We start from the raw sequence: 26,591 nt of genomic DNA, 5'->3' as shown, positions 1-26,591 counted from the left end.
TCTATTCCTTTTCCACTTTTGCGAGCAGCGCCTCGACCTGCACCTGCTGGCCGGCCTCTGCCGTGAGTTCGCTCACCACTCCGTCGAAGGGCGCGGTGAGACCGTGTTCCATTTTCATGGCTTCCAACGTCAGCAATCGTTGCCCCTTGGAAACCTTTTCTCCCTGCGAAACGTCGACGCTGGTCACCTTGCCCGGCATCGGCGCGAGGATCGCCCCGTCGCCTGCCGCAGCCCCCGCGACGCCGCGCGATGTCAGCGCGAATTCGGTCGCCTCGCCGCCGACGAACAGCACCACGCGCTCCCCGTCGTCGAAGCCCGCGCCCGGCAGCGTCTCCTCGACCTCGGCGAGGTCGATAACCCGCGTCTCGCCCTTGTGCGTGAGCGCGACGGAAGTGCGCGGGCTCGCGTTGAGGCGAAAGCCCGCCAGCGGCTGCGGATCGGGCTCGGCGACCGCGATCATCGCGGCGGTCTGCCAGTGTGCGTCGCTCGGGCCGCCGTCGGGGATCAAGTCGTCCTCGTGGCGCGCGATAAAGCCGGTATCGAGCTTCGCTTCGACGAAGTCCTCATGGGTCGCCGCGCGCAGCAGGAAGCCCGCATTGGTCTTCACCGGCCACACTTCGAGATCGTCGAGAATGTCGGCCAGCGCCTCGATGGCGTCGTCGCGGTCCTCGCCCCAGGCGACGAGCTTGGCGATCATCGGGTCGTAGTGCGGGCTGATCATGTCGCCCTCTTCGACGCCCGTCTCGATCCGCCCCTCGTCGCCGAGGTCGAAATGGTCGAGCCGACCGGTCGAGGGAAGGAAGCCCGTCGCGGGATCCTCGGCATAGAGCCGCGCCTCGATCGCGTGCCCGTCGATGACGAGATCGTCCTGTTCGACCGGGATCGGCTCGCCCGCCGCGACGCGCAGCTGCCATTCGACCAGGTCGACGCCGGTAATCTCCTCGGTCACCGGATGCTCGACCTGCAGGCGCGTGTTCATTTCCATGAACCAAATGCGGTCGGCGCGTAGGCCCTCGGACGCGTCGGCGATGAATTCGACCGTGCCCGCGCCCTCGTAATTGACCGCCTGCCCTGCCCGCACCGCCGCCGCGCACACGTCGCGCCGCGTTTCCTCGCTCATGCCGGGCGCTGGCGCTTCCTCGATCACCTTCTGGTGGCGCCGCTGGAGCGAGCAATCGCGCTCGAACAGGTGGATCACGTTGCCGTGGCTGTCGCCGAATAGTTGCACTTCAATATGGCGCGGACTCTCGATCCATTTTTCTAGGATCACCACGTCATTGCCGAACGACGAGGTCGCCTCGCGCTTCACACTTTCCAGCGCGTCGCCAAAATCCTTCGCGTCGTCAACCTTGCGCATCCCCTTGCCGCCGCCCCCCGCGACCGCCTTGATCAGCACCGGATAGCCGATCGCGTCGGCCTCCTTCGCCAGCGTCTTGGCCGACTGGTCTTCGCCCATAAAGCCCGGCGTCACCGGCACCCCGGCCTCGGCCATCAATTTCTTGGCGGCGTCCTTCAGACCCATCGCGCGGATCGATGCAGGCTTCGGCCCGACCCAGATCAACCCCGCGTCGATCACGGCCTCGGCAAACTCGGCATTCTCCGACAGGAAGCCGTACCCCGGATGGATCGCCTCGGCGCCGGTCTCCTTCGCTGCCGCGATGATCCTGTCGCCCTTCAGGTAGCTCTCACTGCTGGCAGCAGGCCCGATGCACACCGCCTCGTCCGCCATCCGCACATGCAGCGCCTTGGCGTCCGCCTCGGAATAGACCGCGACGCAGCGTATCCCCATGGCCTGCGCCGTACGCATGACCCGGCAGGCGATCTCGCCACGATTGGCAATGAGAAGAGTGTCGAACATCCGCATTACATCCTGAACACGCCGAACTTCGGCTGGTCGGGCACGGGCGCATTGAGGCACGCCGCGAACGCCAGCCCCAGCACGTCACGCGTCTGCGCCGGGTCGATGATGCCGTCGTCCCACAGGCGCGCGGTGGCGTGCCAGGGGTTGCCCTCGTCCTCGTATTTCTGGCGGATCGGGTTCTTGAACTCCTCGGCTTCCTCGGGCGACCACTTGTCCGCGTCGCGGTGCACGGTCGCCAGCACGCTCGCCGCCTGCTCCCCGCCCATCACCGAGATGCGGCTGTTGGGCCAGGTGAACAGGAAGTTGGGACTGTAGGCGCGCCCGGCCATGCCGTAATTGCCCGCGCCGAAGCTGCCGCCGATCAGCACCGTGACCTTGGGAACCTGCGCGGTCGCCACCGCGGTTACCAGCTTGGCGCCATGCTTGGCGATGCCTTCCGCCTCGTACTTGCCGCCGACCATGAAGCCCGAGATGTTCTGGAGGAACAGCAGCGGGATCTTGCGGTGCGCGGCGAGTTCGATGAAGTGCGCGCCCTTGCGGGCGCTTTCGGAGAACAGCACGCCATTATTGGCGAGGATCGCGACCGGCATCCCGTGGATATGCGCGAAGCCGCACACCAACGAGGGGCCGTAGAGCGATTTGAACTCGTGGAACTCGCTGCCGTCGACGATGCGCGCGATCACCTCGTGCACGTCGTAGGGCGCGCGCACGTCCTCGGGGATGATCGAATAGAGCTCTTCGGGGTCGTATTTGGGCGGGCGGGGTTCGGCGTAGTTGAGATCGCCATTCTCCGCCCCTTCCGGACAGGTCGAGAGGATGTCGCGCACGATGGTCAGCGCATGCTCGTCATTTTCGGCGAGATGGTCGACCACGCCCGACTTCTTGGCGTGGAGCGCGCCGCCGCCAAGGTCCTCGGCCGAAATCTCCTCGCCCGTCGCGGCCTTCACCAGCGGCGGCCCGGCAAGAAAGATCGTCCCCTGCTCCTTCACGATGACGCTCTCGTCGCTCATCGCGGGCACGTAGGCGCCGCCGGCGGTGCAGCTGCCCATCACGCAGGCGATCTGCGGGATCGACTTCGCCGACATGTTGGCCTGGTTGTAGAAGATGCGCCCGAAATGGTCGCGGTCGGGAAACACCTCGGCCTGGTGCGGCAGGTTCGCCCCGCCACTGTCGACGAGGTAGATGCACGGCAGGCGGTTCGCTTCCGCAATCTCCTGCGCGCGCAGATGCTTCTTGACCGTCATCGGGTAATAGGTGCCGCCCTTCACGGTGGCATCGTTGCACACGATCATCGCCTGGCGGCCGCTGACGCGCCCGATGCCCGCGATCATCCCCGCGCCGGGCACCTCGCCCTCGTACATGTCGCACGCGGCAAGCTGACCGATCTCGAGGAAGGGCGAGCCGGGATCGAGCAGCCGCTCGACGCGCTCGCGGGGCAGGAGCTTGCCGCGCGACACGTGCCGCTCGCGGTGCCGCTCGGGCCCGCCTTTCGCCGCTTCGGCGACGTCGGCGCGCAGGCGCTCGACCAGTTCGCGATTATGCTTCGCCCGCGCTTTCGCCTCGGGTCCCTCTAGGTCGACCTTGCTGTCGATGACCGGTGCACTCATGGGGCCAAGGCCCTAGCGAACGGCCATCGACTTGCAAAGCCATGTCGCCTCATTCTGGCGGCAGGTTTTCCGCGCGCGCCTTGAGGTAAGCGTGGAGCGCCGCGATCTCGTCGTCGGTGAAGTTGGCGAAGCGTCCGCGCGCCGTGACTGCCATCAGGCCGAGGTCGGGCTTGGTCTTGCCCACGCCTTCACGCATCAATTTCACGAACTCCTCGGGCTCGTACATCGCCGCGAGCGAGAGGTTGGGCGAGAAATTCTCGAACCCCTGCAGTTCGTTGTTGTGGCACTCGGTGCAGGCCGCGCCCGCGATGTAGCGCCCCTTGGCCGTCTCGGGTCCTGCATCGAGCGGGAGCACGTCCTTCCACTGGCTCGCCATCTCGGCGACGTAGGTATATTCGCCCGCCTCCTTCATCGCCTGGAGCGCCGGGCCAGGCTTGTGGGGCGGCTGCGGCTCGCCCTTCGGCTGGATGTTCGCGCGCAGCCAGGCGATCACCGCGGCAAGGTCCGCATCCGAGGCGTGCTGGAACATCTCGGAAGGCATGAAGGTCATCTCGTGCCCGTCCTTGGGGACGCCTTCCTTGAGAAGCCGCATCAATTCCTCGTCACTGTAATCGGGAAGCTTCAGGCTCGCATTGGCGGCGTAGATGTCGCCGAAAGCCGGATCGCCCTCGGTAATGTTCTGCCCTTCCATGGTGTCGGTGTGGCAGCCGAGGCAGCCCAGCACCTTCACCATCCGGCCGCCATGGGCGAGCTTGTCCGCGTCGGTCGCATAATCGCCGCCGTCGAATGTCAGCGCCGCGGGCGAAATGTCGGGCGCATCGCCCGCCCCCTTCGCCGCATCGTCGCTGTCCGCACTGCACGCCCACAGGCCGGCCGACGCCAGCAGCACCCACATCCGCTTCATCGCTTTTCTCCCCCAGTTGGAGGCGAACTGCTTAACCTGAATCAGGTTCGGCGAATAGAGTTATTGCGCGGCGCGCAGCACCAGCAGGTAGTCGACCAACGCGCTGCGCTCGGTATCGGTCAGCACCGACAGATTGCGCGCCGCGACCAGCCCCATCATCCCCTCGCCATGCGTCGACGCGCCGCCCGCGCCAGTCAGTGCCTCGAGCCCCGCGCGGTCGAAGCGGTCGGCGACCAATCCGATCGGCGGCGCACTCCCCATCTCGCCCGACAGGTCGGGTCCGTGACATTCGGCACAGGTGACCGAGGCGATGTAGCGCCCGTATCCGACCTGGTCGCCGAGATCGGGCGGCATCCGATCGCGATAGGCCTCGACCAGCTCGGGCCCGTCCTGGAGGATACCGAGCTGGAGCAGCGCCGTCGTCGTCTCGCCGTTCTGCGGTTCAGGCCAGTCCTCGCCTGCCGGCTCCAGCGCGCGCAGGAAGGCAACCAAAGCGGCCATGTCGTGGCGCGAGAGGCGCTGCAGGCTCTTTGATGGCATGTACCAGAGGTTTGGCCGACGCGGATGCACGCCCTCGCGCAACAATTTGGTCAATTGCTCGTCCGACAGGCGCGGCACCGCCAGCGTGAGGTTGGAGGCGAACACGTAACCGCCGTCGGCATCCTCGGTATAGGCGCCGCCCTGATAGCTCTCGCCATGGCACGACGAGCAAGCGAGTAGTTCGCCCAGCCGCTGCCCGTGCGCGCGCTTCGCGGCGGGATCAGACACGCCCGCCCCCTGGAACATGTAGGTCGGCCCCGGCCCCTGGACCGGATCGTGCCGCTCGCCGATCGAGCAGGCGGACAAGAGGGCAACTCCCAACAGGCAGGCAATCGCGCGCATGACACTCCTCCTCACCTTCATGCTAGACGAACAGGAATGCGCCCTTCCTTGAGCCAGATCAATCGGCGGATTTTTCCGCCCGTTGCCCCGCCAGCGCACGCACGTAAGAGAGCACGTCCATGCGCTCGTTGGCCGTCAACTTGCCGCCCTCGTGGGGGGCACCCCACCAGGCCTTGAGCACGCGTCCGTCGCGCGCGACGCTCTCGACAAGCAGGGTCTCGAATTCGTCATCGCTGTAGGCAAGCACGCCGTCGACCGGCCCGTCCGCCTCGCCATAGCCATCGAGCCCCGGCCCGTGGCAGCTGGTGCAGGTCGCCGCCGCGATATAGCGCCCGCGCTCCACATTTTCGCCCAGCGAGGGTGCGCGATACTTGGCGTAGAAATCGGCTTCCTCTTCCGCGTTGGGATAGAATTTGCGGCCATATTCCTCGATCCGCCACGCATCGTCCGGCAGGCGTTCGGCAACCGCGTCCTCGAAACCTTCGGGCGGCACCGGGGTCGGCTCGCCCGTCGGCTCGATGGTGCGCAGATAGGCGATCAGCGCGTCCATGTCGGCCTCGCTCAGGAACTGGCTGGTGCGCGATGGCATGAGGTAGATGTCGCGCTCGGGATGCACGCCCTCGCGCAGCAGCGTCTCGAGCTGCTCGTCGCTGAAATTCGGCAGCGTGCGCGAGATGTTGGTCGCCCACAGACCGTCGATCAACGGGATCAACTCGCCGAAGTCGGCACCCGAATAATCCTCGCGATGGCAACTGCCGCAGCCGAGCAGGTCGGCAATCCGCTCCCCGTGCGCGACTTTCGCGTCCTCGGTCGCATAGTCTGCCCCGTCGAAGCTCGGCGCACCTGTCGTGGCTCCCTGTTCGGCGGCCTGACTGCAGCCGGCCAGCAAGGCCGCCAGCAGTGGCACGGTCATGATCCGCATGAATTTCTCCCCATATCCAGAGGGAGACTAGCGCGACCGACGCGAATTCCTAGCCCGCCGCGCCCAGCAGTTCGCGTCCAATCAGCATGCAGCGGATGTCGTCGGGGTCGTCATCCATGGTGTAGCCCGCCTCTCACACTCGCGCCTAGTCGGGCTCCGTCCCATCCTCGACCCGACGCAATCGCGTCAGCGGGCTCCCCTCCCAATATCCGAACCACGCTTCGTCTGCATTTCCTTCGGAAAACGTCAGGAGCTTGGCGAAGAACATGTCCGCACCCGGGTTGGCGAAGGTGCGCGGCCCAATGGGCACATATCGTACCTCATCGTTGGACAACCCGCTCACGAGCAGCGCCTTGTCATCGACCCTGATCTTGATCTCAGTCTCGTCGGGCGTCCGGAAGCTTCCCGCAAACGGCGCGAGGTCGCCGACCTGCGTTGGCCCGAGCACTTCCACCCGATCTGCCAATTCCGGCCTCTTGAGCGCCACGATCCCAAGCGCCAGATCGCGCTCGAACCCCTGGTCGATGCCGTAGCCGAGATGCGCATTGGCGAGCACCGCCACGGTCAGGCCGGGATCGTCGTAACGGATCAGGTAGCTGTGAAAGCCCTGGAAGATCCCGCCATGCTCCACGATCGCCGGCCCCGCCCCATAATGGGTTTCCCAGCCATAACCGTAGCCGACGCGATTTCCGTCGTTGAGCGGCGACGCCTGCCACCAGGCGTCGTAATGCGCGGGGGAAAGAATATCGCCGCGCCGGAGCGCCTGGTCCCAGTGCGCAAGGTCCATGATGCTGAAGTAAAGCGCGCCGTCGCCGGTCCGCAGGAAACCGGGCGAGACCCATTCCTGGTTCTTGAGCACGCCATCCTCGCGCTCATAGCCGCTGGCACGATGCGGGATGATCCTGCGCTCGTCGATGATCTGCGCCGTTTTCATCCCCGCTGGATCGAACACGCGCGCGTCAACGAACTCGCTCCAGTGCGAACCCGTCAGCTTGCTCACCAGCGCGCCGAGAACGACGTAGCAGCTATTGCAGTACGCCCATTGCGCGCCCGGCTCGAACAGCAACTCGGTATCGGCGATAATCCTGACGAGTTCGTCCTCGCCATAATCCTTCCGCCAGTCGACCTTTGGATCGTAATCGCGCAGCCCCGCCGTGTGGCTCAACAGATGGTGAATGCGGATGCCGCTCCAGATGTCGGGCGCGTCCGGATAATATTTGGCGATCGGGTCGTCGAGCGAGAGCTTCCCGTCTTCCTCCAGCAGGATGATTGCCGCCGCGGTAAACATCTTCCCGAGAGAGCCCGACTGGAAGATCGTGTCGGTCGTCACCGGCACGCCATGCTCGATGTCGGCGAGGCCGTAGCCCTGCGCTTTCACCAGCTTCCCGTCCTCGAGGATCGCGATCGAGGCGCCCGGGATCCCGCGCTCGGCAAGAAAGCCCTCGACGTACTCGTCGATAGCGTCCGGCTGAATGCTCTGGGACGATGACTCACATGGGACGGCGACGGCCAGGAGTGCCGAAAGGCCGAGAAAACGATAATCCATCAAAGCATCCACCCGAATGGTTCGAGCGGACGCTAATGCAGATCAGGACTAGTGCCTAGCCCGCCGCGCCCAGCAATTCGCGCCCGATCAGCATGCGGCGGATCTCGTTCGTGCCCGCGCCGATGTCGAGCAGCTTGGCGTCGCGCATGAAGCGTTCGACCGGCCAGTCCTTGGTGTAGCCCGCGCCGCCCAGCGCCTGGACCGCCTCGCCCGCGACCTTGAACGCGCTTTCGCTTGCCAAGAGGATCGCGCCTGCCGCGTCGAAGCGCGTGGTGTTGCCCGCGTCGCAATTCTTGGCGACCGTGTAGACGTAGGCGCGCGCCGAATTGAGCGCGACGTACATGTCGGCGATCTTGGCCTGCATCAGCTGGAAGCTGCCGATCGGCTTGCCGAACTGGGTGCGCTCGCGAAGATAGGGAAGCACCACGTCGAGGCAGGCCTGCATGATGCCCAGCTGGATGCCCGCGAGCACGGTGCGCTCGTAATCGAGCCCGCTCATCAGCACGCCCACGCCGCCATTTTCGGGGCCCATCACGCGATCCTCGGGGACGAAACAGTCGTCGAAGACCAGCTCGCATGTCGGCGATCCACGCATGCCGACCTTTTCGATTTTTTGGCCAATCGAGAACCCCTCGTCACCCTTCTCGATGATGAAGGTAGTGATCCCGCGCGAGCCGTCGCCGGTCTTGGCGTAGACTACCAGCGTGTCGGCGTAGGCGCCGTTGGTGATCCAGAACTTGGTGCCGTTGAGGCGGTAGCCGCCATCGACTTTTTCCGCCTTCAGTTTCATCGAGACGACGTCGGAGCCCGCGCCCGCTTCGCTCATCGCCAGCGCACCGACATGCTCGCCCGAAATCAGCTTGGGCAGGTATTTCGCCTTCTGCTCGTCATTGGCCCAGCGGCGGATCTGGTTGACGCACAGATTGGAGTGCGCGCCGTAAGAGAGGCCCACCGAGGCCGAGGCGCGCGCCACTTCCTCCTGCGCGATGACATGTTCGAGATAGCCCAGCCCCAGCCCGCCATGCTCTTCCTCGACGGTGATGCCGTGAAGGCCCAGCTCGCCCATTTGCGGCCACAACTCGATCGGAAAGCGATCTTCCTCGTCGATCTTGCCGGCGATCGGCTCGATCCTGTCCATCGCGAAGCGGCGGGTCGTGTCGCGGATCGCTTCCGCCATTTCCCCGAGCTGGAAGTCGAGGCCGGGCATGTCGTTCATCACTGTCTCCTGTTTGGCCGCGCGCCTAGCATCGGCGCGGGCCATGAGACAAGCGGGGTCAGTCCTTGGGGCGGTCGGTGAGCGGCTCGGTCGACCCGCGGTGGCAGGTGTAGCAGGTCACCTCGTTCCTGCGCATATCGGTGACGCTCGGCGTGCCCTCGTCGGCGAAATAGCGCGCGTTGATGCCGTGGACCATCTTGAGCATATAGCGCGCGGTGCGCTTTTCCTTCTTGGCGTCCGAGCCGAAATCGTAGGTCGACAGCGGCGCGCCTTCCTCGCCGACATGGCAGTAGCTGCACCGCACTCCTAGCGCGCGGGTAAAATGCTTCATCAGCTCTGTCGTCTCGGCGCGCGGGGTCGACTTGGGGATGACCTTGACGTTCTCGTAGGGCTTCGGTCCGGCATTTTGCGCCGCAGCTCCGGCGGCCATCAGGCAGCCCAGCGAGACGACGAGGAACGCGTTGGCCTTCATCCGCTACTCCATCGGGGAAATTGTCGTGCCGACCGCACCGCACCGAACCGACAGTCCGTCGCTGCGGCAATAGCTATCGGACTTCTTGCGCGGCTGGCGCTCCGATTTCTGGCGCTTGGCGCTTTCGGTATCGTTCTCCCGGGCCGAGTCCTCGCGATACGACACGGCGAGGGTCGCAACGACAACCGTCGACGGCGCGGCTGGCGACATGGCGGCCAACAAGGCAGAAAGGAAGAACAAGTCATCACTCCCGGATACTGGCCCGCATCAAAGCCCACAGCGCCCCGACTTGCAAGGATGCCATTTCGCCCCGCCCGGCGTGCAAGCAAGCTTGGACAAGTGAAGACAAGCGCCTATGTGCAGGTGCAACAAATCTCAATTCCATGGAGCCTTTCATGTCCGACAAGACCGTCATCCTTTCCTACGCGCGCACCCCGATGGGTTCGATGCAGGGCGCGCTCGCAGGTGCCTCTGCGACCGAACTGGGCGCGGCGGCGGTCAAGGCGGCGGTCGAGCGTTCGGGCGTCGAAGGCGCGAAGATCGACCGCATCTACATGGGCTGCGTGCTTCCGGCCGGCCTCGGCCAGGCCCCCGCGCGACAGGCCGCGCTCAAGGCGGGCCTGCCCAAATCGGTCCAGGCGACCACGGTCAACAAGGTGTGCGGCTCGGGCATGCAGACCGTGATCCAGGCCGACGAGGCGATCCGCGTCGGCAATGCCGACGTCATCGTCGCGGGCGGCATGGAGTCGATGACCAACGCCCCCTACCTCCTCAAGAAGCACCGCGGCGGCGCGCGCATCGGCCATGACACGGCCTACGACCACATGTTCCTCGACGGGCTCGAGGACGCCTACGAGGAAGGCCGGGCGATGGGCACCTTCGCGCAGGACACCGCCGACGAATACCAGCTCACCCGCGAGAGCATGGACGACTATTCGATCGAAAGCCTCGCGCGCGCCCAGCGCGCCATCGCCGACGGCGACTTCGCCGACGAGGTGGTCCCGGTGACTATCTCGGACCGCAAGGGCGACATCGTCGTCGACACCGACGAGGCCCCCGGCCGCGGACGTCCCGACAAGATCCCGACGCTGCGCCCCGCCTTCAAGAAGGACGGCACCATCACGGCGGCGACAAGCTCGTCCATCTCGGACGGCGCCGCGGCAATGGTGATCGCCAGCGCGAAGACGGCCGAAGCGCTCGGCAAGGCGCCGGTGGCGACCATCGTCGCCACCGCTGCGCACGCGCAGGAGCCCTCGCAGTTTACCGTCGCCCCGATCGGCGCGATCGAGAAGGTGCTGGAAAAAGCCGGCTGGTCGGTCGGCGACGTCGACCTGTGGGAAATCAACGAAGCCTTCGCCTGCGTCGCCATGTTCGCGATGAAGGACATCGGCATTCCGCACGACAAGATCAACGTCAACGGCGGCGCGACCGCACTCGGCCACCCGATCGGCGCCTCGGGCACCCGCATCCTCGTCACCCTCGTCAATGCGTTGAAGCATCGCGGCCTCAAGAAGGGCGTCGCCTCGCTGTGCATCGGCGGTGGCGAAGCGACCGCCGTCGCGGTCGAGCTGGCCTAGGCCGGCCCTTCGTCTCGACCCAAGTTTTGCTTGTAACTTGGTTCGTATAGGCAGATTGACTCCTCACCGACCCGGGGGCCGTCGCGATCAAGCGCCCCCATTGGATGGAGTTTCTCGACGATGAAGAAGCTTGTTCTCCTCGCGGCGCTCGCCGCGCTTGGCGCCTGCAGCAGCAACGAGGCTGCCGACGATGCCGCTCTCGACAATGCCGCCGTCGACAACGCGATGGTAGCCGACGACACGGCGGCCGACGTCGACATGTCGATGGCCCCCGACGGCAAGCCCGACGCGGGCACCTACACGCTCACCAAGGACGACGGCACGGTCATGAACCTGACCATAAATGCCGACGGCACGTTGACCACCAGCGTCGACGGTGTCGAGACCAAGGGCACCTACACCAAAAAGGACTGGACCTACTGCCTGACTATGGAAGGCCAGACCGAGGCGACCTGCTACACCGACACCATGGACGGAACGACCTGGCGCACGACCAACGACGCCGATCCGACCGACAGCTACGTGGTGGTCCGCACCAGCTGATCGCCTGACGACACGCGTGCCGCTTCGCCCTCGTTCCAGGGCGAAGCGGGCGCTGTTGGAGCCGAATTTCCCGGGATTCGAACGGGCGTATCGCGTCTCCCTTCTTCGTGCTATCTGTCCGATCCCTCAACAGAGGGAGACTTCCCATGAAGATCGTTTGGATGCTTGCCAGTGTCGCGGCGCTTGCCGCGTGCGCGGACAATGACGCGGCCGACGTTGCCGCCAATGAAGCGATGACCAACGACGTGGTGATCGAGGAACCGGCGGCCGACACCTCGCTCGCGCTCAACGGGACGACCTGGGAGTTCACGCGCGAAGGCACCGCCTACGTCGAATCGATCGATGCAGACGGCAACTACATCGCCGAAACGATGGACGGCGAGCATGCCGATCACGGCACCTACGTCACCAAGGACGGCAAGGGCTGTTTCACCAGCGCGATGACCGACGAGGGCGAAGTGTGCTGGAGCCTGTCGCCGCACGAGGTCGGTGCCTCCATGGACACGACCAGCGACAAGGGCGAGACGCTGAGCGTCAAGCGGGTCGAATATCGCGAGATGGCGATGCCGTCCTGATCGGGCGACGGGGGTGCGATGACGCCCCCGTCACGATCTGCTATGGCCGCCCCTTCGAAGTAACAAGGGGACTGTCATGAAGAAACTGATCCTGCTCGCCGCGGTGGCGAGTCTTGCGGCTTGCGGCGGCAAGGACGAGGTCGCGAACGACGCTGCCGGCGACGACGTGATGATGGCCAACGAGGCGGCCACCGACACGGCTGCCGCCGATCCGGCGCAGCCCGGGACCTATGAAGTCCTTGCGGACGGGCAGGTCGTCGGCACGACCACGCTCAACGCCGACGGTACCTACAGCGACACCGACGCCGACGGCGCGGTCATGACGGGAACCTACGAGCGCACGGCCGACGGCCAGATGTGCTTCGATCCCGATGGCGATGCGGGTCCCGAATGCTGGATCGATGGTGCTCCCGGTGCCGACGGCAGCTGGGTTGCGACCAAGGTCGACGGTTCGGAAAGCGTGACGGTCCGTCCCGCGGCCTGATCACGTTCACGAAAGCAAAAGGGCGGTCCGTCGTGGCCGCCCTTTTCACGTTCAGTCGAACGATTCGTCCTCGTCGACGCCCCATAGTGCGCCCTGGACGACCCAGCCGACGCCGCGTTCCTTGCGGCCTACGGTAAAGCTGATCCGGCACCACTGCCCGTCGCACTGCGACAAGCGCCCGACCACCCCCGGGCTGAGGCGATAATGCACCGCGCTCTCGAAGTCGGCCTTGTCGTAGACGTCGATCGGAGTCTCGCCGGTGACCATCCCCGTCCGGCGTTCGGACAGGAGCGCAACCGACATCCAGCCTTCCGCTCCGCCCGGTCCCTCGATGCGCCGCCAGTTGTCGTAGCGCTTGGTCACGCGCACCGGCAGGTCGCGACGCTGGTAGACCCAGATGGTCGGATAGGTGCGCCCCGGTCCGGTGCGCATCTTGGCCTTGCCGCTCGAGATCGAGGCCCAGTAGGGCGTGCCGGATTCCTCCTGCGCTGCCGCAGGGGCGACGAGGCACAGGGCCGCGGCAAGAAAAACGCCACCCCGCATCTCGATCAGGCGCCCGTCAGGATGCGGTCGACCAGCTGCTTCACGGTCGGCACGAACCCGTTCGAATAGAAGGGATCGGACTTGAACCGATAGGCGGCATGGCCCGCGAACATCAGGTTTTCCTCGACCGGCCCGCCATGGGCGATGTCCTGCAGCGTCTTCTGGATGCAGAAGGAGCGCGGATCGGCCAGCCGCCCGGTCGAATTCTTCTCGTTGTCGGCCCAGCTCGAGAAGCTGCACTGCGACAGGCAGCCCATGCAGTCGGCCTGGTCCTTGCGGATTTCCTTCATCTCCTCGGGGGTAACGAAGACGAGCGTGTCGTCGGGCGTCTTCAACGCCTCGGTATAGCCCGCGCCATGCCATTCGCGCGCGTGCTGGAGGTCGCCCTTGGTGACGTAGAAATTCTTGCGCGTGCCGACCCCGACATCAAGCACGAACTTGTGGTCGCCCACCTCTTCCTTGGTGAAAGCGATCTGGCGCTCGCTGCGCGCCTCCAGGCCCCGCAGGAACGGGTTGCGCACGGCAGAGGAATAGAAGCCCGTCGGCGAGAATTTGTGCAGCAGCACGTCGCCCTCGTCGAGCGTCATCAGCCGCGCCTTCCACTCGGGCGGGATCGGGCTTTCCTGGGTCAGCAGCGGGCGGGTGCCGAACTGCCAGGCGATCTGCCCGACTTCCTCGTTCTCGAGCCAGTCGTTCCATTCGTCGAGGCGCCACACGCCGCCCGCCATCACGATCGGCACGTCTTCCGAGACTCCGCCTTCGCGCATCATTTTCCTCAGTTCCGCGACGCGCGGATAGGGGTCCTGCGGTTTCTGCGGATCCTCGGCATTGGACAGGCCGTTATGCCCGCCCGCCAGCCACGGATCCTCGTAGACGACCGCGGCCAGCCCTTCCTCGAACTTCGAATAGGCCCGCTTCCACAACGCACGGAAGGCGCGGCCCGAGGACACGATGGGGAGGTATTTTACCCCGTATTGCTGCGCGATCTCGGACAATTTGTAGGGCATGCCCGCGCCGCAGGTGACGCCGTCGATCAGCCCCTTGCAGCGCTCGAGCACGCCGTGGAGCACGCGCTGCGCACCGCCCATTTCCCACAGCACGTTGATGTTGATCGCCCCGCGCCCCGAGGCCAGCTCGTAGGCGCGCTGGACCTGCGCGGTGGCGCCGTCGATCGCGTATTGCAGCAGTTCCTCGTGGCGCCCGCGACGGGTCATTTCCTCGTAGACCTGCGGGATGATGCGCCCTTCGGCGTCGTAACTGTCGGCATTGACCGCGCTGACCGTGCCGATCCCCCCTGCAGCGGCCCAGGCGCCCGAGCTCATGTGATTGGTCGCGGAGACCCCCTTGCCGCCCTCGATCAACGGCCAAACTTCCTTGCCGTTGTACTGGATGGGCTTCAACCCCTTGAACACGTCATTCTCCTGAAAAGCTCGGGCACCCTATAGGCCTGCCCGCCCCCATTGCGCCAGTGCCTAGGCCTATTCGGCCATCGCATAATCGAGGCCGATGTCGACCGCTGGCGCTCCGTGGGTGATCTTGGATGTGGAAATATAGTCGACGCCGGTCTCGGCGATCGCGCGCACCGTGTCGAGATTGACCCCGCCCGACGCTTCGAGCGGAACGCGCCCCGCGACCAGCGCCACCGCCTCGCGCAGCACGCTTGGCGGCATGTTGTCGAGCAGCAGCCGATCCGCACCCGCAGCGAGCGCGGGTCCGATCTGGTCGATCCGGTCGACCTCGACCTGCACTTCGAGCCCGTGGTCGGCCGCCTTGGCGCGCGCCACGGTGCGCGCGATGTCGCTGCCGTTCACGGCGATATGGTTGTCCTTGATGAGCAGCCCGTCGTCCAATCGCATGCGATGGTTCGATGCCCCGCCCATCCGGCTGGCATATTTGCTGACCGCGCGCATGCCCGGGATGGTCTTGCGCGTATCGAGCATGGTCGCGCCCGTCCCTTCAACCGCGTCCGCGAATTTCGTCGCCATCGTCGCGATGCCCGAGAGGATCTGTAGCGTGTTGAGCGCGGGCCGCTCGGCCGCCAGCATGGCGCGCGCATTGCCCTTGAGGCGCATCAGGTCGGTGCCCGCCGGCACGCGGTCGCCATCCTTGACCAGAAGGTCGATCTCGACGTCCGGATCGAGCCGGCGGAAGAAGGCGGCAGCGATCTCGATGCCGGCCACGCTGATCGCCTCGCGCGTGTCCATCACGGCCGCGAAGCGCGCGTCGGCATCGATAGTCGAGTTGCCGGTCACGTCCCCGCCAGTGCCGAGGTCCTCCTCCAGCGCGCGGGTGACGAAATCGTCGAGGTCGAAATTGTCGATCTTCATGGGCTCCCTGTCGCCCCCCGCTTAGGCGGGCGCCGCGCGCCCTGCAAGCCGCGCCCTTGTCCGGCCTCGCCCGCCATGCCAAGCCATCGCGATGGACAGGACCGACGCCAACACGGGCACGCGCCCCGTCTCCGACCGCCTGCGCTTCGACCAGGCGCGCCTCGCGGGCTGGATGGCCGAGCATGTCGACGGCTTCCAGGGACCGCTACAGGTCGACCAGTTTAAGGGCGGCCAGTCCAATCCCACCTACCGCCTGACCGCGGAAAGCGGCCGTTACGTGATGCGCCGCAAGCCGCCGGGCAAGCTGCTTCCGGGCGCACACGCGGTCGAGCGTGAATATCGCGTGATGGACGCGCTCGGACGCCAAGGCTTCCCGGTGCCCAGAGTGCACGGCCTGTGCGAGGATGCCGACGTCATCGGCACGCCCTTCTTCGTGATGGACATGGTCGAGGGGCGCATCGTGTGGGAAGCGCATTTCCCGGACACCGACGACCGTGCCGCCCACTTCGACGCGATGAACGCGACCATCGCTGAGCTTCACGGCTACGACCCTGCCGCCATCGGCCTTAGCGACTATGGCAAGGGCGAGGATTTCGTCGCACGCCAGGTCGCGCGCTGGTCGGGCCAGTACGAACAGGACGTGGAGGCCGGCCGGCTCGAGACGATGGACTGCCTTGTCGAGTGGCTACGCGCCAACGCCCCCGACCGCTCGGGAGAACCGGTGCGCGTCATCCACGGCGATTTCCGCTGCGACAACATGATCTTCGCCCCCGAGCGGCCCGAGGTGCGCGCGGTGCTTGACTGGGAATTGTCGACGCTCGGCGATCCCGGCGCCGACTTCGCCTATCATTTGCTGATGTACCGCATGCCCTCGGCGGGTAATTTCACCGGACTTCTGGGGCGCGACACGCACGCGCTCGGCATCCCGAGCGAGGCCGACTATGTCGCCGCCTATTGCGAGCGCACGGGCCGCGAGGGGCTCGCCGACCTCGACTATCTCGTCGTCTACAACATGTTCCGGCTGGCCGCGATCGTCCACGGCATCAAGGGACGCGTGGTGCGCGGAAACGCATCGAGCGCCCACGCGGTGGAAACCGCGAAGGCGCTCGAGCCTCTGGCCGAGCTGGCCTGGGCCAACGCCCAGGCCGCCCGACTCTAACCCTATTCCTCGACCGGGAAGCCGCGGCGCTTGAGAAGCGCGTTGACGTCCGGATCGCGCCCGCGGAACTCGCGATAGGCCGCGGCACGGTCGGTCGCATTGCCAGTCGACAGGAGGAAGATGCGGAACCGGTCCGCGGTCGCGCGATCGTAGGGATCGCCCGCTTCCTCGAACGCCGCCCAGGTGTCCGCGTCCATCGTTTCCGACCACAGGTAGCTGTAATAGCCCGCCGAATAGGCGTCCGAGGTGAACAGGTGGTTGAACTGCGGCAGGCGGTGACGCATCACCGTTTCCTCGGGCATGCCGATTTTGGCGAGCGCCTGCTTCTCGAACGCATCGACGTCCACGATTCCGTCGGGATCGGTGTGGAGCATCATGTCGACCAGCGCCGATGAGAGGTACTGGACCGTCTCGTAGCCCTGGTTGAACGTGTCGGAAGCCTCGATCTTGGCGACCAACTCGTCGGGCATCGGCTCGCCCGTCTGGTAGTGCCGCGCGAAGCGATCGAGCACCGGACGGGTCAGCACCCAGTTCTCGTTCACCTGGCTAGGATACTCGACGAAGTCGCGCTGCGACCCGATCAGGCTCGGATAGTCGACGTCGACCAGCATGTAGTGGATCGCGTGGCCGAACTCGTGCCACAGCGTCTGGGTGTCGTCGAGGCTGATCAGCACCGGCTCGCCCGGCCCCGGCTTGTTGAAATTGTTGTTGTTGGTGAACAGGCCCGGCTCGTCCCCGGTCAGCTTCGAGCCGACGCGGAAGCTGTTCATCCACGCGCCCGAACGCTTGCCGTCGCGCGCATAGGTGTCGAAGTAGAACAGGCCGATATCCTCGCCCGTGCGGGTATTGGTCACCTCGAAGGTGCGCACGTCGGGGTGGAAGACGGGCACCGCGCCCGTATTCTCGACCATCTTGATCCCGTACAGCTGCTCGGCCGACCAGATCATCCCCTTCACCATGTTGTCGAGCACGAAGTAGGGCTTCAGCTCGTCCTGGGAGAGGTCGTATTTCGCCTTGCGGACCTTCTCCATGTAGAAGCGATAGTCCCACGGCTCGATCTCGGTGAGACCGTCCTTCCTGGCGAAGACCATCATGTCGGCGACTTCTTCGTCGACCCGCGCGACCGCGGCCGGCCACACCTTCATCATCAGCTCCATGGCGCGCGCCGGCGTGCCCGCCATCGTGTCCTGCATGCGCCAGGCGGCGTGGCTTTCGTAACCGAGCAGGTCGGCGCGATCGGCGCGGATCTTGACGATCTCGGCGATGATCGCGTTGGTATCGGTCGCGCCGCCATTGTCGCCGCGATTGACGAAGTCTTCCCACACCCTTTGGCGCAGGTCGCGGTTGGTCGAGAAGCTCAGGACCGGATCGACGATCGAGCGCGTGTTCTTGAGCGCATACTTGCCTTCGCCAAGCCCTTCGGCCTCGGCCAGCGCGCGCGCCGCCGAGCGGATGTCGTCCGTGACGCCGCCCAATTCGGCCTCGGTCACGGTGATATAGGTCGATTCATCCTTGATCACGCGCGAGGAGAACTCGGAGAAGAGCTCGGCCAACCGGCTGTTGTAGGCCGACAGCTTCGCCTTGCCCGCGTCATCGAGATTGGCACCGTTGCGCACGTAGTAATCGTATCGGCGCTCGAGCACGCGCAGCTGCTGCGAGGTCAGGCCGAGGCTGGCGCGATTGTCGTAGAGCGTCTTAATGCGCTGGAAGAGCGCGGTGTTGAGCGTGACCTTGTCGTCGGCTTCCGACAGCTTGGGGCTCCATTTGGCGTCGAGCGCCTGGACCTCGTCGTTCGACAGGTTCGACGTGTAGATGCCGAAGATGCTGTTCACGCGGTCGAGTTCCTTGCCCGACAGCTCGAGCGCGTCGATCGTGTTGGCATAGGTCGGCGCGTCAGGGTTGTTGGCGATGCCGTCGATCTCGGCCAGGTAATCGGAGATGGCGATCGCGTAGGCACCGTCGACCTGGTCGAGGCTGTAGAGCTGCCACTGCGGCACGCCGCCATAGGGGCCGGTCCATTCGGCCAGCATCGGGTTGGACGCGCGCGCGGCTTCTTCGAGCTGGTCGGCGGCCGCGACCGCGATCGATTCAGCAGTCGCGATGGCCGCGTCCTGGCCGAGTGTTCCGCAAGCGGTAAGGGCAAGCGGGGCAACGCCCGCAAATAGGATCTTCTTCAGCAACGTCTCTCTCCTGAACGAATATGCGGCGCCCTTCTGGCGCAGATGGAGCCGGTCGGCAAGGAAGCGCCCTGCGACCGGTCCTCAGCGTCCTACGAGATAGGCCATCACGCGCACGTCGATCCCGACGCCCTCGCTCCGCTTCTTGGCGACGAAGTCGGCGAGAGAATCGAGCGCGACTTCGTGGACGACGATATTCTCGCCGTGAACGCCGCCGCCCTCGCCGACTTTCACGCAATCGTGCGCGCGCACCAGCGTGAAGGCCTCGCTGACCATGCCGGGCGAGGAATAGAATTCACCGACCGTCTCGATCCGCCCGGCGCGGTAGCCGGTCTCTTCCTCCAGTTCGCGCATCGCGGCGCGCGCGATCGTGTCGCCCTCGCCGCCCTCATCGTCGCCGACGAGGCCTGCAGGCAGTTCGAGACACGGCGCCCCGATCGGCACGCGCTGCTGTTCGACGAGGACCAGCTTGCCCGCGACGATCGCCTCGATCACAACCGCGCTGATCCCGCGCGAGCGGCGGACATATTCCCACTGCCCCTGCTTGACGGCCGTGACGAAGCGCCCGGCCCACATCACCTGTTCGTCGTCGCTCATAGCTCGATCAGCTTGTCCGGAATCTCGTTGGTGTCCTCGCTCGACTTGGGGAAGTGCTCGGCCAGGACGTCCCCGATTTCCTCGATCGCCGCGACGATCCCGTCGGTGACGCGGCCCTCCTTCACGGGCCCCAGCAGCGCGGCCATCGCCTCGCCCCAGGTCTCCGGCGTCACCACCTCGGTGATCGCGTCGTCGTGGATGATCTCGGCGCGGTGCTCGCCCATCGACAGATAGACGAGGATGCCGGTGCGCCCGATCGTGCGCCGCTCCGCGCCTGCCTTGTAGATGTCGATCGCCCGCGCGCGCACCCGCCGCGTCTTGGTCGAGCCCGGTACCAGCTTCATGCGAAGCGGCATCCAGCGCAGAAACAGGAGCACGCCCAGGAATTTGAGCAGCGCGAAGAAGAGGAGCAGCGTCAGCAGCGCCTGGAGGCTCGGCTCCTGCCAGGCACCCAACAGCAACGCATACCAGTTCTCGAGTAGCTGCGGGAAAGCCGCGACCACGCCGAGCATGATCATGACAGCCGCGACCGCCCAGTGCAGCGCGGCGTCGTGATACTTGTCGGAATAGTCTGTAGCGACCGCGATGATCTCGCCATCGGATTTTTCTTCCGCCTTGGCGATCGCCTTCGAGACGCGTTCGTGATCTTCTGCAGTGAGCCTGTGCATCACCATCCTCCCGACGCGCCGCCGCCGCCGAACGAGCCGCCGCCGAGACCGCCGCCGAAGCCGCCGCCTCCGCCGAACCCGCCGCCGCCGCCGAAGCCACCGCCCCAGCCGCCCCGCGACCCGCGCGAGGCCGAACGCGTCGCCGCGTCGAGCCCCCACAGGAGGATCGCGAGATCGCCCGAGTCCATGCCACCGCGCCGACGCTTGCCCTTGCCGCGATAGCGCCTGCCCGAGCGGCGCCGCGCCAGGGCGAGGAAGATGAACATCATGATGAAGAAAGGCATCACCCCGCCAACCGCATAGGCTGCCGGCGAGCCGCGCTCCGCTTCCTGCGCCGCCAGTTCGTCGGCATGCGCCCTGGCCTCTTCGGGGCTCAGCGACAGCGCGTCGAAGATCCTGCTGACGCCTGCGTCGATCCCGTAGGCGAACTCGCCGCTTTTGAAAGCAGGCGTGATCGTGTCGCGAATGATGCGCCCTGCGATGATGTCGGGCAGGAACACGCGCGCGCCATAGCCGGTCTCGATCCGGATCTTGCGCTCCTCGCGCGCGACGAGGAGCAGCACGCCGTCATCCTCTTCGGCATCGCCCACGCCCCATTCGCGGCCCAAACGGTAGCCGAAATCCTCGATCGTGTGGCCCTGGAGGTCGGGGAAGGTCGCGACATAGAGTGCGCGCCCCGTCGAGTCGAAATTGTCCTGCAGCCGCCGGTTGAGCGCGAGCTCCTCCTGGTCGGTGAGGAACTCGCCCTCGTCCACCACCCACGTGTCTTCGGGCGGCGGCGGGAAGTCCTGCGCCCAAGCGGGCGTGGCGAGCGCCGCCAGCAGCAGCGCCCAGCCCGCCAGCAGCGGAGTGAGAAGCGCCCTCACCTACTTGTCGAAGTCGACCGTGACGGGCGCGTCGGCGCCCGGCGCGCTTTCGAAGGGCACCTTGGGTTCGGCGCCGTGAATGATCTTCGCGCCGATCGCATCGGGGAAGGTGCGGATGGTCGTGTTATAGTTCTGGACTGCCTCGTTGTAGTCGCGGCGCGCCACGAGGATCGAATTCTCGGTTCCCTCGAGCTGGACCATCAGGTCCGAGAAGCGCTGCTGCGACTGGAGTTCGGGATATTTCTCCATGATCACCGTGCCCAGCATCGAGCGCGCGCCGGCAAGCTGCGCCTGCGCTTCGGAATAGGCGCGCACCGCCTGCGGGTCGTCGAGCTGGTCGGTCGACAAGTTGGCCGAGGTCGCCGAGGCACGCGCCTCGGTAATCTGGGTGAGGATATCCTCCTCGCTGCCCGCGGCCGCCTTCACCGTCTCGACGAGATTGCCGATGAGGTCGTTGCGGCGCTGATATTCGGCTTCGACATTACCCCATGCCGCGTTCACCTCTTCTTCGGCGGTCGGCACGGAATTGATGCCGCACCCAGCAAGCGTCAGGGCGGCAAGCGGCGCAAGAAGGCCGAAACGGCGCAGTTTGGTCATGGATTTCCCCTCTGGTGTGTACTGTCACTAATACAGGTAGGAAGATCGTTACCCTCTTTCAATGACCGCGCGATTGCATAAAGTGTCATGAGTCCGACACAGGGGGAATCGGCATGCTGGCAGAGTTCAAGAAATTCATCGCCAAGGGGAATGTCCTCGATCTCGCGGTCGCGGTCATCATCGCCGGGGCGTTCGCGCTGATCACCGCAAGCCTCACCGACGAGGTCATCATGCCGCTGGTCGGCTATATTTTCGGCGGCCTCGACTTCTCGAACTATTTTCTGCTGCTCGGCGACTTGCCCGAAGGGTTCAAGGGCAATCCCAACAGCTATGCCGACCTCAAGGAAGCCGGCGCTGCCGTGCTCGGCTGGGGCGCCTTCCTCACCACCGTCCTCAACTTCCTCATTCTCGGCTTCATCATCTTCCTGATGGTGCGCCAGGCGAAGAAGGTGATGGAGCGCGAAGCCGCCAAGGAAGAGGCGGCGCCGTCCGGTCCGACGGAAATCGAGTTGCTTACCGAAATCCGGGACGCACTGAAGAATCGTCCCTAGCCCGTGTGGCCCTGGTTCCTCGTCGGTCTCGCCGCGCTCTATGCCGGCGCCGCCGCCAGCCGCCGCGCCAAGCGCAGGATCGCCGAACGCGCCTGGCGTAACGCGCTTCCCGCCCGCTTCGAGGACGAACTCGCAAGCATGGGCTACGCGCGCGCCGAAGCGCACCTTCTCGCCCCGCAACTCGCCGAAGTCACCGTGCGCGAGCTGATGAGCGGCTTCAACGTGCGCGACTTTTCGGGCCTGATCCACGCGCTGGCGAAAACCGGCGGCGGCAGGCAGGCGGAAATCGAGATGCGGCTGATCAACGCGCTCGTCAGGAAGCTGCCCCGCTCGATCGACCGAGGGCTGGCGCAATCGGGCGTTTCGCGCGCGTTACGTGCGGCGGGCAGCGACGCGATGCGCGCCGCCCGCCAGTCCAGTCACGTCTGAGCCCTATTTCGAGCGCCCGCTGAACCCCGCGGCCTTGCGCAGCGCATCGCCGTCCATCGCAACGCCGTCGCTGACGACGAGATCGATCCGGCGGAGCGCGCCGAGATCGGCCGACACATCCCCGTCGACGAGCAGCAGGTCGGCTTCCTTGCCGACGCGGATCGAGCCCGTCCGTTCATCCACGCCGACCACCTCGGCTGGCACGATGGTCGCGCTGCGCAGCGCTTCTTCCTTCGACAAGCCGGCCTGTTCGTACAGTTCGATCTCGCGAACAAGCTCCATCCCGTACCCGTCGGTGCCCGCCACCAGCGGCACACCCGCTTCGTGCAGGCGGTCGATCAGGCCGAGCATCTTGGCGTAGCTCGCCGCGAAATCCTTGCGCTTCAGGTCCGCAAACAGCGGATAGCCGCCCGCATAGAGGCCCCGCTCGAACACCACCGGCATCGTCCCTGCGTAAGGACCATAGGCCGGTGCCAGCGCGCGCTCGTCGCCCATCGTCATCCAGCCTTCGAAGATCATTATCGTGGGATCGACGATGGTCCCGCGCTCGACCAGTTCGGCGATGAAGGCCTTCATCTCGTCGCTGTCGAGATCGACGTCCTTGCCGTACTGCGCCGGTCCCTCGAAGCGCGCCGCCGTATTCGACACGTCGACCACCGATTGCGGCAGCGCCTGCATGATCGCGAAGTTGAGGTGGGTGATCTCGTCATAGCCCGCGCGCACCGCGTCGAGCGGGCGCATCGTCGCCGGGATATGCCCCGCGACATGCATGCCGAGTCTGTGCGCTTCGGCTGCGGCGGGCGCGATCCAGTCGGGGTTCATCGAGGTGTAGAACTTGACGCCCCACATGCCCGCATCGTGGATTTCGCGCACCGCCTCGATCGCGGCTTCCTCGCTGTCGACCAGGGTCGCGCCCTGCGCCGACAAGGGATGGACCGCATCGATGATCTGCGCCGCGAACGTCTCGGGGGCGAGGATTTCGCCTGCCTTGCGTGCCTTTTCGAGCCGCACATAGTCCTCGATGCCCATGCCGGGGCTGCGATGCGAGGTGTGGCCGTAGGCAAGGTTCTGCAGCATGCCGTAGCCGTCATCGACATGGGCGTGACTGTCCCACAGGCCCGGCACCAGGCTCTTGCCGCGCCCGTCGATCAGCCGCGCGCCTTTGACCGGCGCGATCGAACCGGCAGGCCCGACGGCGACGATCTTGCCGCCCTCGACCATCACCGCCTGGTCGGCGACGAATGCGCCGGCATCGGCATCGAACAGCATGACATTGTCGATGAGGAGCGGCTTGCGCGCCTCATCGGTCAGGAACTGAGCCGCGACCGCGCGCACCTCCTCTCCCGCAATCTCTTCCTGGATCGCCTTCAAGGAGAGGTAGTGCTCCTCATAACCCTTGGGCAGCAGCCCCATGTAGCCGACATAGGCGAAGAAATCGCCGTCCGCAGTCAGCCATACCGGGCGCGGCTGCGTGTCCAGCCCGTCGATATAATAGAGGCCGAGATGCTGGTCGCCGCTCTCGTCCTCAAGATGGATTTCCTTGGCGAGACGCATGCTGGCCGACCCGCCCGGATAAAGGTCGAGCGGCCCTTCATGGTCGTAGAGCGCTTCGGCCAGCGTCCCCATCATGATGCCGGGTCCGCCCTTGTTGAGGTAGAACTTGCCCGCCGGCGCCTCGCCATCGGCGATCCCGTCCGACCATGTCGCCGAACCGTCCGCGATCGAGAACGTCTCCGCGGCATCGCCCTCGGTGGTCACGCCGCGCACTTCGAGCGAAACCGGCATGCCGTGATCGTCGAGCCTCACCAGCGCATCGGTTTCGGTGATCCATCCGCGCAGGCTCTGCGACTTGCGATAGGCGAGCGCGCCATCGTCCGTCGTCCACATCCACTCGCTGCCATGCGTGTTGGTGGGCGAGACGACGAGATATTCCTGCGCGCTTTCGGGCGGCACCATCAGTTGGTCCTTGGGGACCGGCTCGGCAAAGGCGGCGGCAGACGTGCCGGCAAGAAGGGCGGCAAGAAGAAAACGGGTGCGCATGATCGGTCCCCCGGTTGATGCAGGTTAAGTTGCACCCCGATAGATTGTTTCGAGCCGGGAAGGAAGTGGGGGGTTTCTGTTGCCCGGTACCCCCCAAACCGCTGGAATCCCCTTCTGTTGCCCGGTGGGGTCCGACCGCGCTTATGGCTTTGTAACGTTCACCGTGAGGTTACTTGTTACGCAGCAATAGCGAGCGCCTCGTTATCGTTGGCACTTGTGAAAATGAGCCGTCACGGTGGTCTCATACCGATCGGCAACCGCGCCTTTATTGCACTCGTCGATCCTGTTTCGCCCCCATCAGCAATCCCGATCGTGGCGGGGCTGGTGGTGGAGGCGCCGGGGTACTGCCCCCCGGGTCCGAAATGCCTATTCCACGCGATACTCTACCGACATAGCCGGAAAACCGGCCCTCCCTAGATAGGCGCTGCCCTTCGCGCAGACAAGACAATTGACTTTTCGTGACGCAAGCGGAACCGTCTTTAAGTGGCCTGCGTTGGAACCGTTCTGTTGCTGAGGCTTTGACGCCACCACACGGAATGAATTGAAGGGGACTATCCAATGAAGAAAATTGCTTTTGCGATCGCCGGTGCTGCTTCGCTCGCGCTTGCCGCTTGCGGCGGCCAGGGCGACGACGCGCTCGGTGACGCCGTCGAAGACCAGTATGACGCCCAGGCGGAAAGCCTCGAGGATGCGGCCGACAACGCTGCGACCGAGGCCGAGGCCGATGCGCTCGAAGCGCAGGCCGAGCAGATGGAAGAAATGGGCGACGCCAAGGAAGAGGCGATCGACGACGCGGATCCGGTCGTCGAGTAAGTCCGTCTTTCGGGCGGGTCCGCTTTCCTCTAGGAAGCGACCCGCCCCGATTTTTTCGGGAAGGTCGGGCTCGTCCCGGCCTTTTCGTTATGTGCAGAAAGGACAATCATGAAGACCAGCTTGCGTTTTGCCATTGTTGCGGCCGGTTCGCTCGCCATCGCCGCCTGCGGCGGCCAGGGCGATGACGCCGCCGCCGACGCCGTCGAGGACGCCTACGAGAACGAGGCGGATTCGCTCGAGGCCCAGGCCGACGCCGCGATGAACGAGGCTGCCGAGGAGGCGCTCGAAGCGCAGGCCGACGCGCTCGAGGAAGCGGGCGAGAAGAAGGCCGACGAGATCGACGCCGCCGACATCCACGCCGATGGCGGCGAGACCGAGGACGTGGTCGGGCTGTAACGCCCCTGCGAACCTTGCGAGAGGGGCCGGCACGCCGCGTGGTGCGCCGGCCCTTTTCTTGTTCGCGCGCCGTGCCTATGCCGATCCTCAGATGGACGAGCCCGACTATATCCCCGCCGCCACGCTGATCCTCGGTCGCGAGCGCGGCGACCTGCCCGAATATCTCATGGTGCGTCGGACCAGCGACATGGCGTTCGCGGGGGGCGCCTGGGTCTTTCCCGGGGGACGCATCGATGCCGGCGACCACGCCCTTGCCGACGGTGATGAAATCGCGGCCGCCAAGGTCGCGGCGGTCCGCGAAACGCTCGAGGAAGTGGGAATCCCCGTCGGCCTGACGCCACTGCCCTCGTCGCAAGACGGTCGTGTGCTACAGGACGCGGTCAATGATGGCACGACACTCGCCGACCTCGTCGCCGCGCGCGGCCTGTCGCTCGATCTTGGCGGGATCGCCCCTTTCGCGCGCTGGGCACCCAAGATGCAGCTCGCGCGCCGCTTCGACACGTGGTTCATGCTTGCCCGCGTTCCCGATGGCGACTGGGACATCGCGGTCCAGCAAAGCGAACTGAGCGAGGCCTGCTGGACGTCCGCGCGCGCCATGCTGGAACGCATCGCCTCGGGCGAGGCCAGCGCGATCTTCCCGACCAAGCGCAACCTGGAACGCCTCGCGCGCTTTTCGAGCCTCGATGAGGCCTTTGTCGACGCCGCCGCCCAATCGCTCGAGCGTATCGTTCCTTGGGTCGAGGAGCGGGACGGCGGGAAGCACGTCTGTATCCCCGATGGCAGGGGCTATCCGGTCACTTCCGAGCCGCTCGACAGCGCCGTGCGGGCCTGAGGCGGTA

28 protein-coding genes and 1 other RNA gene are annotated in these 26,591 nt (G+C 65.7%); 10 read left to right on the top strand and 19 right to left on the bottom strand.

The window, feature by feature from the left end; all coding sequences use genetic code 11:
* Window position 1: 1 nt before the first annotated feature.
* The 9 genes from NNY25_RS05200 to NNY25_RS05160 all read right to left on the bottom strand — a co-directional run bounded on the left by NNY25_RS05200 (window position 2) and on the right by NNY25_RS05160 (window position 9,650).
* Entirely contained in the window at window positions 2–1,858 is a 1,857-nt protein-coding gene (locus NNY25_RS05200) for an acetyl/propionyl/methylcrotonyl-CoA carboxylase subunit alpha (RefSeq protein WP_276591654.1), read from the bottom strand.
* A gap of 5 nt (window positions 1,859–1,863) precedes the next feature.
* Window positions 1,864–3,468 (bottom strand): carboxyl transferase domain-containing protein, encoded by a 1,605-nt coding sequence (locus NNY25_RS05195; protein ID WP_265570288.1) that lies wholly within the window; start codon window positions 3,466–3,468, stop codon window positions 1,864–1,866.
* A gap of 49 nt (window positions 3,469–3,517) precedes the next feature.
* Window positions 3,518–4,372 carry a c-type cytochrome gene (locus tag NNY25_RS05190; RefSeq protein ID WP_265570287.1) on the bottom strand — a complete coding sequence of 285 codons (855 nt, stop codon included), beginning with the start codon at window positions 4,370–4,372 and terminating at the stop codon, window positions 3,518–3,520.
* Window positions 4,373–4,432: 60 nt separating this feature from the next.
* The gene (locus NNY25_RS05185; RefSeq protein ID WP_265570286.1) at window positions 4,433–5,254 is read right to left on the bottom strand and encodes a c-type cytochrome; all 822 of its coding nucleotides are present in this window, start codon (window positions 5,252–5,254) and stop codon (window positions 4,433–4,435) included.
* A gap of 58 nt (window positions 5,255–5,312) precedes the next feature.
* A complete protein-coding gene (locus tag NNY25_RS05180) occupies window positions 5,313–6,176 on the bottom strand; it encodes a c-type cytochrome (RefSeq protein ID WP_265570284.1) in 864 nt (287 codons plus the stop codon).
* Between the two features lie 145 nt (window positions 6,177–6,321).
* Entirely contained in the window at window positions 6,322–7,722 is a 1,401-nt protein-coding gene (locus NNY25_RS05175; RefSeq protein ID WP_265570283.1) for a serine hydrolase domain-containing protein, read from the bottom strand.
* Between the two features lie 55 nt (window positions 7,723–7,777).
* Window positions 7,778–8,929 carry an isovaleryl-CoA dehydrogenase gene (locus tag NNY25_RS05170; RefSeq protein WP_265571477.1) on the bottom strand — a complete coding sequence of 384 codons (1,152 nt, stop codon included), beginning with the start codon at window positions 8,927–8,929 and terminating at the stop codon, window positions 7,778–7,780.
* 67 nt (window positions 8,930–8,996) lie between these two features.
* Window positions 8,997–9,410 carry a c-type cytochrome gene (locus NNY25_RS05165; protein WP_265570282.1) on the bottom strand — a complete coding sequence of 138 codons (414 nt, stop codon included), beginning with the start codon at window positions 9,408–9,410 and terminating at the stop codon, window positions 8,997–8,999.
* Between the two features lie 3 nt (window positions 9,411–9,413).
* A complete protein-coding gene (locus NNY25_RS05160; RefSeq protein WP_265570281.1) occupies window positions 9,414–9,650 on the bottom strand; it encodes a hypothetical protein in 237 nt (78 codons plus the stop codon).
* A gap of 155 nt (window positions 9,651–9,805) precedes the next feature.
* On the opposite strand from NNY25_RS05160, the gene NNY25_RS05155 reads away from it, so the two are divergent.
* The 4 genes from NNY25_RS05155 to NNY25_RS05140 all read left to right on the top strand — a co-directional run bounded on the left by NNY25_RS05155 (window position 9,806) and on the right by NNY25_RS05140 (window position 12,589).
* Entirely contained in the window at window positions 9,806–10,987 is a 1,182-nt protein-coding gene (locus tag NNY25_RS05155) for a thiolase family protein (RefSeq protein ID WP_265570280.1), read from the top strand.
* A gap of 120 nt (window positions 10,988–11,107) precedes the next feature.
* Window positions 11,108–11,530, top strand: a complete 423-nt coding sequence (locus NNY25_RS05150; protein WP_265570279.1) for a hypothetical protein — start codon at window positions 11,108–11,110, stop codon at window positions 11,528–11,530.
* A 146-nt stretch (window positions 11,531–11,676) separates the two neighbouring features.
* A complete protein-coding gene (locus tag NNY25_RS05145) occupies window positions 11,677–12,105 on the top strand; it encodes a hypothetical protein (RefSeq protein ID WP_265570278.1) in 429 nt (142 codons plus the stop codon).
* 76 nt (window positions 12,106–12,181) lie between these two features.
* On the top strand, window positions 12,182–12,589 hold the full coding sequence (locus NNY25_RS05140; protein WP_265570277.1) for a hypothetical protein: 408 nt from the start codon (window positions 12,182–12,184) through the stop codon (window positions 12,587–12,589).
* A gap of 51 nt (window positions 12,590–12,640) precedes the next feature.
* Here the strand turns inward: NNY25_RS05140 and NNY25_RS05135 are convergent, their stop codons facing one another.
* From NNY25_RS05135 to nadC, 3 genes are all read right to left on the bottom strand, one after another.
* Complete coding sequence (locus NNY25_RS05135; protein ID WP_265570276.1) at window positions 12,641–13,132, bottom strand: SH3 domain-containing protein; 492 nt, start codon at window positions 13,130–13,132, stop codon at window positions 12,641–12,643.
* A 5-nt stretch (window positions 13,133–13,137) separates the two neighbouring features.
* The gene (locus NNY25_RS05130; RefSeq protein ID WP_265570275.1) at window positions 13,138–14,544 is read right to left on the bottom strand and encodes an NAD(P)H-dependent flavin oxidoreductase; all 1,407 of its coding nucleotides are present in this window, start codon (window positions 14,542–14,544) and stop codon (window positions 13,138–13,140) included.
* Window positions 14,545–14,610: 66 nt separating this feature from the next.
* Window positions 14,611–15,459, bottom strand: a complete 849-nt coding sequence (gene nadC, locus NNY25_RS05125) for a carboxylating nicotinate-nucleotide diphosphorylase (RefSeq protein ID WP_265570274.1) — start codon at window positions 15,457–15,459, stop codon at window positions 14,611–14,613.
* A 91-nt stretch (window positions 15,460–15,550) separates the two neighbouring features.
* Here nadC and NNY25_RS05120 point away from each other — a divergent pair, with 91 nt between their 5' ends.
* Entirely contained in the window at window positions 15,551–16,618 is a 1,068-nt protein-coding gene (locus tag NNY25_RS05120; RefSeq protein WP_265570273.1) for a phosphotransferase family protein, read from the top strand.
* A gap of 2 nt (window positions 16,619–16,620) precedes the next feature.
* On the opposite strand, the gene NNY25_RS05115 is transcribed toward NNY25_RS05120, so the two are convergent.
* From NNY25_RS05115 to NNY25_RS05095, 5 genes are all read right to left on the bottom strand, one after another.
* Window positions 16,621–18,798, bottom strand: a complete 2,178-nt coding sequence (locus tag NNY25_RS05115; RefSeq protein WP_265570272.1) for a M3 family metallopeptidase — start codon at window positions 18,796–18,798, stop codon at window positions 16,621–16,623.
* An 81-nt stretch (window positions 18,799–18,879) separates the two neighbouring features.
* Window positions 18,880–19,392 (bottom strand): NUDIX hydrolase, encoded by a 513-nt coding sequence (locus NNY25_RS05110; protein WP_265570271.1) that lies wholly within the window; start codon window positions 19,390–19,392, stop codon window positions 18,880–18,882.
* The gene (locus NNY25_RS05105) at window positions 19,389–20,060 is read right to left on the bottom strand and encodes a TPM domain-containing protein (protein WP_265570270.1); all 672 of its coding nucleotides are present in this window, start codon (window positions 20,058–20,060) and stop codon (window positions 19,389–19,391) included. The genes NNY25_RS05110 and NNY25_RS05105 overlap by 4 nt, the downstream gene beginning before the upstream one ends.
* Window positions 20,060–20,926, bottom strand: coding sequence for a TPM domain-containing protein (locus NNY25_RS05100; protein WP_265570269.1), 867 nt, complete (start codon window positions 20,924–20,926; stop codon window positions 20,060–20,062). Before NNY25_RS05100 ends, NNY25_RS05105 begins: the two co-directional genes overlap by 1 nt.
* Entirely contained in the window at window positions 20,927–21,523 is a 597-nt protein-coding gene (locus NNY25_RS05095; protein ID WP_265570268.1) for a LemA family protein, read from the bottom strand. It abuts the gene before it with no gap.
* A gap of 107 nt (window positions 21,524–21,630) precedes the next feature.
* Here NNY25_RS05095 and mscL point away from each other — a divergent pair, with 107 nt between their 5' ends.
* Both mscL and NNY25_RS05085 read left to right on the top strand, forming a co-directional pair.
* Window positions 21,631–22,074 (top strand): large conductance mechanosensitive channel protein MscL, encoded by a 444-nt coding sequence (gene mscL / locus NNY25_RS05090; protein WP_265571475.1) that lies wholly within the window; start codon window positions 21,631–21,633, stop codon window positions 22,072–22,074.
* 3 nt (window positions 22,075–22,077) lie between these two features.
* The gene (locus NNY25_RS05085; RefSeq protein WP_265570266.1) at window positions 22,078–22,503 is read left to right on the top strand and encodes a hypothetical protein; all 426 of its coding nucleotides are present in this window, start codon (window positions 22,078–22,080) and stop codon (window positions 22,501–22,503) included.
* Window positions 22,504–22,506: 3 nt separating this feature from the next.
* Here NNY25_RS05085 and NNY25_RS05080 read toward each other — a convergent pair whose 3' ends face one another.
* Entirely contained in the window at window positions 22,507–24,543 is a 2,037-nt protein-coding gene (locus NNY25_RS05080; RefSeq protein WP_265570265.1) for an amidohydrolase family protein, read from the bottom strand.
* 103 nt (window positions 24,544–24,646) lie between these two features.
* Window positions 24,647–24,990, bottom strand: a transfer-messenger RNA (tmRNA) gene (gene ssrA / locus NNY25_RS05075).
* Window positions 24,991–25,101: 111 nt separating this feature from the next.
* Here ssrA and NNY25_RS05070 point away from each other — a divergent pair.
* From NNY25_RS05070 to NNY25_RS05060, 3 genes are all read left to right on the top strand, one after another.
* Window positions 25,102–25,356, top strand: a complete 255-nt coding sequence (locus tag NNY25_RS05070; RefSeq protein WP_265570264.1) for a hypothetical protein — start codon at window positions 25,102–25,104, stop codon at window positions 25,354–25,356.
* 108 nt (window positions 25,357–25,464) lie between these two features.
* Window positions 25,465–25,752 carry a hypothetical protein gene (locus tag NNY25_RS05065; RefSeq protein ID WP_265570263.1) on the top strand — a complete coding sequence of 96 codons (288 nt, stop codon included), beginning with the start codon at window positions 25,465–25,467 and terminating at the stop codon, window positions 25,750–25,752.
* A gap of 58 nt (window positions 25,753–25,810) precedes the next feature.
* Window positions 25,811–26,584 carry an NUDIX hydrolase gene (locus NNY25_RS05060; RefSeq protein WP_265570262.1) on the top strand — a complete coding sequence of 258 codons (774 nt, stop codon included), beginning with the start codon at window positions 25,811–25,813 and terminating at the stop codon, window positions 26,582–26,584.
* Window positions 26,585–26,591 lie beyond the last annotated feature (7 nt).

This window comes from Sphingomicrobium nitratireducens (assembly GCF_026157035.1).
Classification (GTDB): Bacteria; Pseudomonadota; Alphaproteobacteria; order Sphingomonadales; family Sphingomonadaceae; genus Sphingomicrobium; species Sphingomicrobium nitratireducens.
The sequence above is the reverse complement of the archived record's forward strand: the minus strand, read 5'-3'. Positions and strand labels throughout refer to the sequence as shown.